The 12,918-nt window shown below is 60.7% G+C and carries 11 protein-coding genes and 2 tRNA genes; 6 read left to right on the forward strand and 7 right to left on the reverse strand.

The annotated features are described in order from the left end of the window. Nucleotides 1–20 precede the first annotated feature (20 nt). From AAF555_09880 to AAF555_09895, 4 genes are all read right to left on the reverse strand, one after another. A tRNA-Trp gene (locus tag AAF555_09880) sits at nucleotides 21–96 on the reverse strand. A gap of 144 nt (nucleotides 97–240) precedes the next feature. Continuing rightward, a complete protein-coding gene (gene tuf, locus AAF555_09885; GenBank protein MEM6911876.1) occupies nucleotides 241–1,425 on the reverse strand; it encodes an elongation factor Tu in 1,185 nt (394 codons plus the stop codon). A 63-nt stretch (nucleotides 1,426–1,488) separates the two neighbouring features. Beyond that, nucleotides 1,489–1,563 (reverse strand) — tRNA-Thr (locus tag AAF555_09890). A gap of 202 nt (nucleotides 1,564–1,765) precedes the next feature. Beyond that, a complete protein-coding gene (locus AAF555_09895; GenBank protein MEM6911877.1) occupies nucleotides 1,766–2,575 on the reverse strand; it encodes a TIGR00282 family metallophosphoesterase in 810 nt (269 codons plus the stop codon). Between AAF555_09895 and AAF555_09900 the strand changes: the two genes are divergently transcribed. The 4 genes from AAF555_09900 to AAF555_09915 all read left to right on the forward strand — a co-directional run bounded on the left by AAF555_09900 (nucleotide 2,547) and on the right by AAF555_09915 (nucleotide 6,653). Beyond that, nucleotides 2,547–3,896 (forward strand): hypothetical protein, encoded by a 1,350-nt coding sequence (locus AAF555_09900; protein MEM6911878.1) that lies wholly within the window; start codon nucleotides 2,547–2,549, stop codon nucleotides 3,894–3,896. The genes AAF555_09895 and AAF555_09900 overlap by 29 nt on opposite strands. A gap of 132 nt (nucleotides 3,897–4,028) precedes the next feature. Then, nucleotides 4,029–5,477, forward strand: coding sequence for an MATE family efflux transporter (locus AAF555_09905; protein ID MEM6911879.1), 1,449 nt, complete (start codon nucleotides 4,029–4,031; stop codon nucleotides 5,475–5,477). 25 nt (nucleotides 5,478–5,502) lie between these two features. Continuing rightward, nucleotides 5,503–6,357 (forward strand): carbon-nitrogen hydrolase, encoded by an 855-nt coding sequence (locus AAF555_09910; protein ID MEM6911880.1) that lies wholly within the window; start codon nucleotides 5,503–5,505, stop codon nucleotides 6,355–6,357. Next, nucleotides 6,345–6,653 carry a hypothetical protein gene (locus AAF555_09915; GenBank protein MEM6911881.1) on the forward strand — a complete coding sequence of 103 codons (309 nt, stop codon included), beginning with the start codon at nucleotides 6,345–6,347 and terminating at the stop codon, nucleotides 6,651–6,653. The genes AAF555_09910 and AAF555_09915 overlap by 13 nt, the downstream gene beginning before the upstream one ends. A gap of 96 nt (nucleotides 6,654–6,749) precedes the next feature. On the opposite strand, the gene AAF555_09920 is transcribed toward AAF555_09915, so the two are convergent. Genes AAF555_09920 through thrB form a run of 3 tightly spaced genes read right to left on the reverse strand, consistent with a single transcriptional unit; the run spans nucleotide 6,750 to nucleotide 10,479 of the window. After that, the gene (locus tag AAF555_09920) at nucleotides 6,750–8,348 is read right to left on the reverse strand and encodes an AbgT family transporter (GenBank protein ID MEM6911882.1); all 1,599 of its coding nucleotides are present in this window, start codon (nucleotides 8,346–8,348) and stop codon (nucleotides 6,750–6,752) included. Between the two features lie 56 nt (nucleotides 8,349–8,404). Further along, the gene (lpxK, locus tag AAF555_09925; GenBank protein MEM6911883.1) at nucleotides 8,405–9,628 is read right to left on the reverse strand and encodes a tetraacyldisaccharide 4'-kinase; all 1,224 of its coding nucleotides are present in this window, start codon (nucleotides 9,626–9,628) and stop codon (nucleotides 8,405–8,407) included. Beyond that, nucleotides 9,625–10,479 carry a homoserine kinase gene (gene thrB / locus AAF555_09930; protein MEM6911884.1) on the reverse strand — a complete coding sequence of 285 codons (855 nt, stop codon included), beginning with the start codon at nucleotides 10,477–10,479 and terminating at the stop codon, nucleotides 9,625–9,627. Before thrB ends, lpxK begins: the two co-directional genes overlap by 4 nt. A gap of 83 nt (nucleotides 10,480–10,562) precedes the next feature. On the opposite strand from thrB, the gene rph reads away from it, so the two are divergent. Further along, entirely contained in the window at nucleotides 10,563–11,348 is a 786-nt protein-coding gene (gene rph, locus AAF555_09935; protein MEM6911885.1) for a ribonuclease PH, read from the forward strand. A 104-nt stretch (nucleotides 11,349–11,452) separates the two neighbouring features. Beyond that, complete coding sequence (gene hflX, locus AAF555_09940) at nucleotides 11,453–12,778, forward strand: GTPase HflX (GenBank protein MEM6911886.1); 1,326 nt, start codon at nucleotides 11,453–11,455, stop codon at nucleotides 12,776–12,778. The last annotated feature ends 140 nt before the right edge of the window (nucleotides 12,779–12,918 follow it).

Here is a 12,918-nt window from a genome sequence, read left to right on the forward strand (position 1 = left end):
TTTCGGTCGATGAGATTGAGTGGCAGGGCAGGAGGGACTCGAACCCACAACCAATGGTTTTGGAGACCACTACTCTACCAGTTGAGCTACTGCCCTTTGACAGTTGAGGGAGCGACGGCTTGGAGAACATTCTCCCAAGCCGTGCCCCCTGCATTCTGAGAAAGCACTCAATCGTTCGAACGATTCTTTGCGTAAGGCGTTTCCGTTTGGGTTAGGTGATTCGGTGGCGGAAGGAGGGGCTCACTCGACGATTTCAGCGACCCGGCCGGCACCGACGGTGCGGCCTCCTTCGCGAATCGCGAAACGCATGGTTTTTTCCATGGCGATCGGGGTGATCAGCTCCACTTCGAGGGAGATGTTGTCACCAGGCATCACCATTTCGACTCCGTCGGGGAGCTTGATGGAACCGGTCACATCCGTGGTCCGGAAGTAGAACTGCGGGCGGTAGTTCGAGAAAAAGGGAGTGTGGCGGCCGCCCTCGTCCTTGCTCAATACATAGATTTCAGCGGTGAACTTTTTGTGGGGGGTAGTCGATCCGGGCTTGGCAATCACTTGACCCCGCTCGACGTCAGTCTTTTTGAGACCCCGCACGAGGAGCCCCACGTTGTCGCCAGCACGACCTTCGTCGAGCAGCTTACGGAACATCTCGATGTCGGTCACGGTGGTCTTTTGGGTGTCGCGAATGCCCACGATTTCCACTTCTTCCATCTTTTTGATGATGCCGCGCTCCACCCGGCCGGTGCAGACGGTCCCCCGACCTTCGATTGAGAAGACGTCTTCCACCGGGAGAAGGAATGGTTGGTCCACCGGGCGCTCAGGCAGCGGGATGTATTGATCGACCGCGTCCATGAGTTCCATGATTTTTTCTTGGTGCCCTTTGTCGCCTTCGAGAGCCTTGAGGGCAGATCCCTTGACGATGGGGATGTCATCGCCGGGGAATTCATATTGCGAGAGAAGCTCACGCACTTCCATCTCGACGAGTTCGAGGAGTTCTTCGTCGTCGACTTGGTCGACCTTATTCATGAAGACCACCAAGGCCGGCACACCCACTTGGCGGGCCAGGAGAATGTGTTCGCGCGTCTGAGGCATCGGGCCATCCGCCGCTGAGACCACGAGAATGCCCCCGTCCATCTGGGCCGCTCCCGTGATCATGTTCTTAACATAATCGGCGTGGCCCGGGCAGTCCACGTGGGCGTAGTGGCGTTCCTCAGTCTGATATTCCACGTGGGCAGTCGAAATGGTGATTCCCCGTTCGCGTTCTTCGGGGGCCCCATCGATTTCGTCATAGGCCTTCTTTTCAGCGAAGCCTTTGTCTGCCAGCGTGGTGGTGATGGCAGCCGTCAGCGTGGTCTTGCCGTGGTCGACGTGTCCAATAGTGCCGATGTTGACGTGCGGCTTGTCTCTGTTGAATGCTTCTTTAGCCATTGCTCTGGTGCAGCTGCGTTGGTTTGGTTTTTGGGATAGGAATTTTTTGTCTCTTTCGGGTGATGGAGCTCTTGGCGGGAATTGAACCCGCGACCTCATCCTTACCAAGGATGCGCTCTACCCCTGAGCTACAAGAGCCGCAACGGGCCAGCGACCGTGTGGTGGGCCGGATGGGCTTCGCACGTTTTTGAGGTTTACAACCCGTTGAAATTCAGTGCCTTTGGGCTTTGTCTTCCAAGCGAGTTCCCTCCCCCCGAGAACGAGCGAAGGGGACAGTAGCTAGGTCCCCTATTCTGTCAAAAAAAAAGTCCCCGGATTTTGGCGGGCTTTCGCGCAGGGCTCAAGCACCGTCGTTCGGCGGTTCCACCGGCTGCCGCAAGCGCTCGATGTGCCGCGCTTGGCCCGTCTCTTCCTCGACTTCCACCAGGACCCCACAAAGCAGGACGGGGCCTTTGGCGACTGGAAATCGCGCCGGCAAGGACGTCCGGAAACGATGAAGAACCGGCTCCACTTCCCGGCCCAAAACCGAGGGCATTGGACCGCACATCCCGGCATCGCAGAGAAAGGCCGTCCCTCCTGGGAGAATCTGCTCATCGGCGGTTTGCACATGGGTATGGGTCCCGACCACGGCTGAGACAGAACCATCCAGGGCGTATCCCATCGCGATTTTCTCACTTGTGGCTTCGGCGTGAAAATCCACGAAGAGGATCCGCACTCCTTCCTCTTCCCGGATTCGCCGGATTTCCTGCTCCAAAGCTTGCAGCGGATTCTCCAAAGGCGGGTTCATGAAGGTGCGGCCCTGGGCGTTGAGGACGGCCACCCGACCTTGATCGGTTTCCAAAATGACGCTCCCAGCTCCGGGCGTTCCCGAGGGGTAGTTGAGAGGTCGCAGGACGCGGGGCTCCGTTTCCAAATAGCTGGCCAAGTCGAACTGGTCCCAGACGTGATCGCCCGTGGTGATGACCGCCACCCCCGCTCGCAACAGGTCGATCGCAATCTTGGGAGTGATTCCCCGTCCCCCGGCCGCGTTCTCTCCATTGACGATCACAAAATCGATGGCGCGCTCTCGTCGCAGGATCGGCACTTGCTCGATGACCGCTCGCCGACCTGGCTCCCCCACAATGTCTCCTAAAAACAAAATCCGAACCATCTTTACCAAGCCGTTCGCTCATGATGGCATGCAGGTGGGGGCACGCAAGATGGCTTTTCGGATGACGCTGCCAGGACTTCTCTGCCTCTTTCCACTCGCTCTCCAGGCGGAACCCGTTCCAGCTTTTTCCCCCCATCTGGAGAACCTGGGGCGGCCCCCTTTATGGGAAGAGCTCGACCCTCATCAGCGCCGCCTGACAGCCGCCGAATTCCGCAATCGGCTCCTGGCCATTTATGCTTCCAAAAGTGATGCTTGGACCTCCCGCATCGAAATTTTTGACGAGTACGCTCTCATCCAAACTTCCGGGGCCGATCCCGACGCCCGCTACCGCCTCCACTTCCGCCGAACGGACGAAAACCCAGTCCAAGTGGCCCGTTACTGGACTCCGGCGAGAGATCGGCCACCCCCCTCTCTCCCGGAACAGCTCCTGCAAGGTGTTCACATCGCTCTCGATCCCGGGCACATCGGCGGAGACTACGCCCAGATGGAGGAACGCTGGTTCCAAATAGGCAGTTTGCCCGCCGTGATGGAGGGCGAAATGGCTCTCCGAACGGCCGAAATTTTGCAGGACAAGTTGGTGGCCGAGGGTGCCCGCGTCACGCTGGTCCGCCAGCGAAACCAACCCGTCTCCCCCTACCAGCCCTCCGATTTTTTGGAATATGCCCTTGCTGACCTCGAGGACCGTGGCATTTCGCCCGGGAAGTTTCTTCTGCAAAAGTTTTCCGAACGACTCTTCTACTTGGCCAGCGAGATCCGGGCGCGTGCGGACCTCGTAAATCGCCTCCTCCAGCCAGACTTGGTGGTCTGCTTGCACTACAATGCCGAAGCCTGGGGCAACCCCTCTCAACCGGAGCTGGTCTCCAACAATCACCTCCATGTGCTCGTGAATGGCTGCTTCACTGACGGAGAATTTGCCAAGGACGATCAGCTCTTCGAATTGCTGGATCGACTGCTGGAAAACACCATCGCCGAGGAGCTACCCTTGGCCGACGAAATCGCCCGCTCTCTTCAAAAAGTCACCGGCCTTCCCGCTTACCGCTACCCCGGCTCCAATGCCAAGCGAGTGCTCCCGGCCAATCCCTATGTCTGGGCCCGCAATCTCCTCGCGAGTCGCCTTTACCAGTGCCCGGTCATTTACCTCGAGCCCTACGTCATGAACAGCTGGGCCGTCTATCCGAGGGCGGTCCTGGGGGAGTATTCCGGCACCAAGGTCTTTGGGGGCCAAGCCCGCCAAAACCTCTTCCAAGAGTATGCCGAAGGCGTGAGCCGGGGGATCGTAGCCCACTACCGAAAAGCTCGTCCCCAGGCCAAGGAGGAATAGCCCCGCTTGCAGATCGGCCGCCCGAGCGATGGTTCGGAACAGGCTTTCACCAAGCCCCCGAAGCGGAAGCCAATCTTTCAAGCGCTTTCGCTTCCCTCCTTGCCGCTCGGGCCAGGCTCGGCTTCTTAGTGCATGTCTTCCCGACCTGGTCGTTCTCTCGAAGCCGCTTCCAGGTCCCAAGCGGGAGAGCTTCCCGGAAAGCTCGCTGGAAAGAGCCTCCCTCGCCAGGTGGTGCTTTTGGCGATCTGGCCCCTTTTGGAGCAGCTCCTGACCTTCGTCGTCAACAGCGTGGACATCGTCATGGCGGGCCGCATGGCGGGGAACGAACCAGAAACCATCGCTATCACCGAAGCCCTGGCCGTGGGCGGCTTCGTCACTTGGCTGCTGCTTATCATTCAAGGAGCGGCCGCCATGGGAGCGACGGCCGTGGTCTCCCGCGCCACCGGAGGCCAGGACTTTCTTTTGGCGCGGCGCGCGGCCGGCCAAGCCCTTCTGGTAGGATTCTTGAGCGGGCTCCTCGCGAGCGGACTGCTTCTGCTGACCACCGATTTTCTCGTCGATCATCTCTTCCACCTGCAAGCATCCGCTCGTGAGCACGCCGCCCGCTACCTTCAAGTCATGGCCCTGGCCTGCCCCTTCAGTGGCCTGCTCTTCGCCGGAAACAGTTCCCTCCGCGGCTCCGGCGACACGCGGACTCCCTTCTTGACCATGGTGCTGGTGGGAATCGCGAACATCCTCTTGACCCTCTTGCTTGTCTTTGGCGCGGCGCCTTTTGGCGGATTCGGCATAGTGGGGCTAGCTGCTGGCACCGCGCTCAGCTGGGCCCTCGGAGCCATCACGGTCCTTTCCCTTCTCCTGCGCGCTGGGAAACGCCAAAACCAGACCGCTCCTCCCCTCTACCTGAGGCCGAAATTTCTGACCCCGGATTGGTCCGTCGCCAAACGCATCTTGAACGTGGGCCTCCCCGGGTCCGGCGAAATGGTCGGGATGTGGGCCATCCAATCCTTCATTTTGGCCAACATCAGCCGCCTCAGCCAAGAAGGGGCCCTCGGGGCTCACCTCATCACCTTGCGCATCGAGTCCTTCAGCTTTCTCCCCGGCTTCGCCATGGGGACGGCGGCCGCCACCCTGGCCGGCCAATATTTAGGTGCTGGCAATCCAGAAAAAGCCCAAGCCGCCGTCCGCCTCTGTTGGCGCTACGCTGCCATTTTCATGAGCTGCTTGGGGATGACCTTCTTTTTAGGTGCACGTCATTACGTGGCCGTCTTCACCCCGGAGAGCGAGACCCTGACCCGACTCGCCATGCCGCTCATCATCTTGGCTGGTTTCGCGCAGCCTCTCCTGGCCACTGCCATGGTGCTCAAGGTGGCGCTGCGAGGCGTGGGAGCGACGCGGACCGTCCTCATCGGCTCCTACAGCAGCATGTTCGTCTTCCGCTTGGCGGGGATTTGGCTGCTGATGAACTACTTTGAACCCACCCTCTTCCGGATTTGGGCCATCATGTTTTTGGACGTCGCTGTCCAAGCCGTCATCTTTTCTTTCCTTTTCTTCAAAGGGACTTGGCTGCAAACCAAGGTCTAAAGGGCCCGCCTCCTCCCCCAGCACCATGAAACTCGCTCTCCTCCAGACACGTGACCATGGCTCCCCAGCGGCCAACCTGGAAAACGCCCTCAGCGCCATTCGCCAAGCGGCCGAGGAGGGAGCGGAAGTCGCCGTGCTCCCCGAGCTCTTTCTCACTGCCTACTTCTGCGCCACCCAGGACCACTCCCGTTTCGGCCTGGCGGAGCCCATCCCTGGCCCCACCACGGAGAAGCTCGGCCAAGTGGCAGCCGAGTGTGAAGTCGTCATCGTGGCCAGCCTTTTTGAAGCGCGCGGACCCGGGCTCTACCACAACAGCGCCGCGGTCCTGGATGCGGATGGCTCTTTCCTCGGCCTCTACCGGAAAGCACACATCCCGCAGGATCCGGGCTTTGAAGAGAAATTCTACTTCACCCCGGGGGATACTGGCTACCGGGTCTTCCAAACGCGCTACGGAAAGATCGGGGTCCTCCTCTGCTGGGACCAGTGGTATCCCGAGGCAGCGCGCCTGACCGCCATGCAGGGGGCCGAAGTTCTCCTCTACCCGACTGCGATTGGTTGGCTTCCAGAGGAAAAAGCGGACTGGGGCCCGTCCCAGCACCAAGCCTGGGAAACAGTCCAAAAAGCCCACGCCATCGCCAACGGCTGCTACCTGGCCGCAGTCAACCGGGTGGGCATCGAAAGCGGCACCGAATTCTGGGGACAGAGCTTCGGGGTCGACCCCTTTGGCCAACTCCTCGTGCGTGGGTCCTCTGATCGAGAAGAACGGCTCCTGATGGACACCAGCCTGGCCGCCATGGAGGAAATCCGCCAGATCTGGCCCTTTTTTCGCGATCGAAGGATCGACACCTACGGTGACCTGACCAAGCGGTGGGAGGAATAGCGCAGGAAGAAGAAGCGAACTCAGAAAAAGTCGAACACCGGGTCGTCCAAGGAACCACCACCCAAGATTTCACGAATATTGGCGATGTAACTCAAGATCTTACCCCCTTCACCTTCGACTTAGAGAATGGGGAGTCTCTCACTTTCGCCGTTCCTGACGGCGGCACGGGGTGGGCCCTCGATGCCTTAACCTTCACCGCCACGGTCGTCCCCGAACCGACCACTTCTTCGATCCTGGGAATCGCAGCCATCGTTCTCTGCCTGCTTCGTCCTCGTAGGACGAAAGCCGAGCGCTAATACCAAGCTGCAGAATTGGCTGGTAGAATGGCCGTGTGGACGAGAGTCTTGTCCCCAGGGACGATCACTCTTCTCCGAAACCCTACTTGCCCATCCTCACGGCTCAGTCACCTCAAAAAAAGTGGGCGAACCCGGACCAACGGGCAAACCAAAGACAAACGTCCAGAGATAGAAGAAGATCGACCAGAAGAAGAGAAACGCCATGGAATAGGGCAACATCATGGCGATGAGCGTGCCGACGCCCAGCTTCCTGTCGTAACGAGCCGCCCAAGCCAGGATGAGACCGAAGTAGCTCATCATCGGGGTGATGATGTTGGTGGAACTATCCCCGATGCGATAGGCCGCTTGAATGACCTCCGGCGAATACCCGAGCAGCATCAACATCGGCACAAAGATCGGCGCGGTGACCGCCCACTGCGCGGAGGCGGAGCCGAGCGATAGATTGATGAGCGCGCAGAGGAAGATGAAGCCAAAGAAAAGCAAGGGCCCATCCAGCCCCGACTTTTCCAGGAAATTCGCTCCCGTGACCGCCGTAATGGCTCCGAGATTGGTCCAGCCGAAGAAGGCCACAAACTGCGCCGCGAAGAAGGCCATCACGATGTAAAGGCCGAGCGAAGAAATGGCGGCTGCCATGGCGTCAATGACGTCGCGATCCGTCTTCATGGTGCCGACCACCCGCCCGTAGGCAAAGCCGGACACGATGAAAAAAAGGAGGATCCAAACCACAAACCCATCAAAAAAAGGGGAGTCCATCTGGTCACCCGTGACCGGATCGCGAAACACGCCCCCCTCCGGGATCAGCGTAAGCGCCATGACCCCCAGCACCAGGAGAATGGCCAAACCAGCCCCCAGCAGACCTCGCTTCTCTCCGGCCGTCATCGGGTTCATCATCCGTCCATCTAGGACGGATGGATCAGCACGCGAGCTGTCATACGCCCCCAGCTTGGGCTCTACCACCCAGAGCGAAATGAGGGAGCCGATCAAGGTCACCAAAAAGGTGGAGGCGGCCATGAAGCCCCAATTCGCGGTCGCCTGCACCTGGTATTCGCGATCGAGCAACTGGGCAGCTTCCTCCGTGATTCCCGCCAGCAAGGGGTCGATCGTTCCCACCAACAAGTTGGCACTGTAGCCACCGGAGACCCCGGCAAAGGCGGCCGCCATGCCCGCCAAGGGGTGTCGACCGAGGGCATAGTAAATGGCCCCCGCCAAGGGAATGAGCACCACATAGCCCACCTCCGAGGCGGTATTGGAAAGGATCCCCGCAAAGACAATGGCCACCGTGACCAGGAATTTCGGTGCGCCCAGCACCAAGGCTCGCACAGCGGCTGAAAGCAGACCCGAGCGCTCGGCCACGCCCACCCCCAGCATGGAGACCAGGACCACCCCGAGCGGCGCAAAGCTGGTGAAATTCTCCACCAGACCCGTGAAAATGCGCCGGAGGCCCTCAGCATTCAGGAGGCTGACGGTCTCAATCATCCCATTTTCGGCCACTCCGCGAGAACCTGCCGGGCGAGGGTCTGCCACCGCCACTCCCATCCAGCCGAAGAGTCCTGAAAGTAAGACAATGCCTACCGCCAAAAGAAAGAAGAGCGTGACCGGATGGGGTAAGAGATTTCCGAGCCACTCGACCCCATCCAGAAACCGGGTCAAGAGATTGCGCTTGGCTTTGGCTTCGGGCTGGCTTGTCTTTTCCATCACTCTCTGCATTCTGTGCGGCAAAGGCGACCCAGAGAAGAGCGCCCCGCCACGCCTCACAAAGCTGCCTCCAAGCGCTTGGCTTCTTCCAACCAGCGATTGCGAGCCCGCGCCGGAAGAGGCTGACAAATTCGTTCGACGAATTTCTGCCAGACTTCCTGCCCCCGAATGATGCGAATCTCGACCCGCAGGAAATAGATCGGCATATCGGTCGGCTTGAATTTCTTGGGAAATCGGACGGCGTCCTTCTCCGTCGTCACGATGCAATCGGCGTCCCGGATCGAGCAGCGTTCCGCAAAGGCCTCCAGCTCCTCGAAGGTGTAGCGGTGATGATCCACGCAGCGCTTGCGCACCCCCACCTCCGCCCCCAGTCGCTCGAGGCTCCGCTCAAAGCTCTGCGGCACCGCGATTCCGGAAACCGAGCCCACGTATTGGCCCTTGATGAAATCGAGCGGCCATTGCTCTCCCGTGAGGACGTGCTCGAAATAGGTCGGCTGGTGGGTGCATTCGATGATCTCGGCAAATTGGTTGTAGCTGCGGAGGCGATCGATCAGCTCGTCATTGCGCTCCTCCCGACACTTGGTGATGAAGATGTAACTGGCCCGCTTGAGATTGGCGGCCGGTTCTCGCAGCGTGCCCCGTGGCAGGAGGTGCTCGTTGCCGAAGGGGGCGGAACGATCGATCAACACCACGTCCAAGCGCCGTCCCAGCCGCAAGTATTGCAAGCCATCGTCCAACAAGAGCGTGTCCGCTCCAAAGCGGCGGATGGCTTCCACCCCGGCCTTCACTCGATCCCGATCCACCACCACGGGGACCCCCGGCAGATTGCTGGCCAGCATGAAAGGCTCATCGCCCGCTCGGCTCGAATCCATGCGGACACTCTCGCCATCGGACACCACCCTGGCCCGGGCATTGAAGGGTCGCCCTCGCAGACGCATTTGGACCCGTCGACCCAGCGGAGGCTTCTTCGCCTTGTAGCCCCGGCTGAGGATCGCCACCTTGCGCCCTCCTTGCTGGAGCGCGCGCGCCAGAAACTCCACGACCGGGGTTTTGCCCGTGCCCCCGACCGTGAGATTGCCCACGCTGATCACGAGACAGCCCAGGTTCGCCTCCCGCAGAACGCGCTTTTGATACAAAAGCATCCGCAGGGCGACCAAGCGATGATACACCCCCGACAAGACCCAAAGCGCCGAGCGAAGACACCCCGCCTTGAAGCCTCGCTTGCGCCCCAGGATCACCTCGATGCCATACTGCTCCAACTCTTCGAGCTTTTCCTTCATGGCAGGAGAGAAGCCCCGTCGTTGTCCGCTCCCACCACCAAAAGCTGGCAAGACTCCGGCGCCGGATGAGCCGCCCGCATGGCCGCTCCAATCACCTCGCCCTGGTCCGCGATGTCCACGCAGGCCAGGGTCGAGCCGGATCCCGAAAGAAACCCTCCCAAAGCCCCAGCTTCAGTCCCCGCCTCCAAAACAGCGCGCAGGCCTGGGTTGAGCTGGGCGCGGTAAGGTTGGTGAAGAAAATCCTCGAACCCACCTCGCAAAAGCTCATAGCGTCCCGAGGCGAACGCGGCCGTGATCAAACTCAAATTGGTAGCCGTGACCAAGGCCTCCCGATGGGAAAGGCTTTCCGGCAGCAAGGCCCGCGCATCGGCCGTCAAGACCTCCACATCCGGCACCAAGAGGACCAGCTTCAGCTCCGGTCCCACCTCAAAGCGGGCGTGCCGTTCCACCCCGGCACTGGCGACGAACCCTCCGAAGGTGGCGGGAGCCGCATTGTCGGGATGGCCTTCCAAATGGCTGCAAATTCGGAAAAGTGTCTCCCGAGAAAGGGGCGAGCCCACCAAAGCATTCAGTCCAAACAGCAGCCCGAGGCGGACGGTCACGCTGCTGCCCAGCCCCCGGGAGCGAGGCACCTCGCCCTCGATCGACCAGGAAAACGCAAACGGCTCCTCGGCCGTCGTCCTGAAAAAGTGCTCGCCGACCTCCAGCGCCATCGGATGAGCCTCCCCCCCGGCCGACCCCCGCTCCACCGTGACTCGATTGTAAATCTGAAGCGCCATCCCGAGGCAATCATACCCCGGGCCCAGATTGCTGGTGGACCCGGGCACGCGAACGACGACAGAAGACTTCAAAAGGCAGGCAGGTTTCGGGTTTCGGTAGGCAGGAAATCCGTTTACTTGAACCCTCAAACCCGAACCCTGACAACCTCAGAAAGATGTCCCGTCCCGATGGTCGCTCGCTCGACCAACTCCGCCCCATCACCTTCCAATCTGGAATCGCCCCCCATGCTGATGGCAGCGTCCTCGTCTCCTTTGGCCAGACCCAAGTCATCTGTGCCGCGTGCATCCAAAAAGGCGTCCCGCGCTGGATGCTGCAACAAAACGTCCCCGGAGGCTGGCTGACAGCGGAATACTCCATGCTGCCCTACGCCACGCTCGAGCGGAAACCGCGCGACATCAGCCGGGGAAAGCTGGACGGCCGTAGCTCCGAAATCCAGCGCCTCATTGGCCGCTCCTTGCGGGCGGTCGTCGACCTAAAAAAGCTCGGTCAACGCACCCTCTGGATTGACTGCGACGTCCTTCGCGCAGACGGCGGCACCCGCACCGCCAGCATCACGGGCGCCTGCGTGGCCGTGGCCCTCGCCATGCAAAAACTCATGCTGGAAGCGGGCCTCGCCCACAACCCTCTTAAAAAATTCGTGAGCGCCATCAGCGTGGGAGTCTTCGACGGCCAAGTCGTCCTCGACCTCGACTACCCGGAGGACAAAGACGCCAGCGTGGACGCGAACCTCGTCTTCACCGAAGACCTCGAATTCGTCGAACTCCAGTCGAGCGGGGAAGAAGCCACCTTCAGCCAAAGCCAGCTCGACGAAATGCTCGCCCTCGGCAAAAAAGGGGCCCAAGAAATCACCGGCCTGCAAAAAGAAGCGGTCTCACAAGCCCTCGCTGCCTCCACCAACCACGAGCTGCAAAAGCTGGCCCAGTATTTCAAGCCCTCCTAATACCAAGCTGCCCCAGAAGCGGCGAGAAGAGCGCTCAAAATCCTTGAACGCGAGCGGGCAACATCCCCTAGCCCCTCCCCTCATCAGCCCGTATAAGTCCTCCCATGTTTGACGTCCGGGACAGACCGCAAAAAGTCGAGCGCGCCCTCTTGATCGGCGTTTATTTCGACAAGCGCGAGGAAGAGGAACACGCCAGCCTCTTGGAAGAACTCCAAGAACTGGTGCGCACCCTCCGCATCGGGGTGGTCGCTTCCGAACTGGTTTTCTCGCGAGGGGCCACGGCCCGCTACCTCATGACCTCGGGCAAGGCTGCTGAGCTGATGGACCTCGCCAAAGAGCGAAACTGCGACTGCCTCATCTTCGACCCCGAACTCTCCCCCGCCCAGCAACGGGCTTGGGAAGAAGACTCCCAACTCTGCGTCATCGACCGCCAGGAAGTCATCCTGGATATCTTCGCCGAGCGGGCCCAGACGAAAGAAGCCGTCCTCCAAGTCGACCTCGCCCGCATGGAGTATTCCCTCCCACGCATGGCCCGGATGTGGCAGCACCTCGACCGGCAAGGGGGAGGCAGTTCGGGAGCCACCCGGGGGGAGGGAGAAAAGCAAATCGAGGTCGACCGCCGCCTCGCCCGCAAACGCATCGACCGCGTGAAAACCGAGCTGGAGCAAGTTCGCAAACAGCGCGCCACCCAACGCAAAGAACGCCAAAAGACCCCCACCCCGCACGCCGCTATCGTGGGCTACACCAACGCCGGCAAATCCTCCCTGTTGAACGCTCTCGCGCAGAGCAGCGTCCTGGCCGAAGACATGCTCTTTGCTACTCTTGACACCACCACCCGCCGCATCGAACTCCCGGATGGGCAGCCCCTCCTCTTGACCGACACGGTCGGCTTCGTGCGCAATCTCCCGCACCGCCTGGTCGAGGCCTTCAAAGCCACCTTAGAAGAAGCCGTCCTAGCCGACTTTCTGGTGCACGTCCTGGATGCCAGCGACGCCCGCGTCCGGGAATTTCACGAGACCACCCTGGAAGTCCTGGCAGGCTTGGGAGCGGGCGAGAAACCAATCGTGACCGTGCTTAATAAGGTGGATCGACTGCGCTCTGCCCAGGAAAGGGCCGCGCTCGAAAACGAATTTCCAGAGGCGCTCTTCCTCTCGGCCAAGACCGGGGAGGGCTTGGACCTGCTCCATCACAAGCTCAATGAGCACCTCCTCGACCGCGTCGAGCGCAGACTCTACCGCATCCCTCTGGCCCGAGCCGACCGCATCTCGCTCCTCCACCGGGAAGCCAAAGTCTTAAGCGAAGCCTACCAAGGCAACGACGCCCTCGTGACCGCCATCGTGCCCAAGCGTCTGCTCGGGAAAGTCGAGGAATTCGCCGTGCCTTTTTCGCAGGCCGAGACCCCATCCGAAATCGTGCGCGACCTTCCCTAATACCAAGCTGCAGAATTGGCTGGTAGAATGGCCGAGTGGATTTCGGGCCAGACCAAGGCGCGACGAGGGCGCGGTGCAGGCACCGTAACCGAGGAGCAACGCAGGGCTGGCTCGAAAGACTCCGGCTCTTCCTTCCCCGC

The organism is Verrucomicrobiota bacterium, assembly GCA_039027815.1.
In the GTDB taxonomy this organism is placed as follows: domain Bacteria; phylum Verrucomicrobiota; class Verrucomicrobiia; order Verrucomicrobiales; family JBCCJK01; genus JBCCJK01.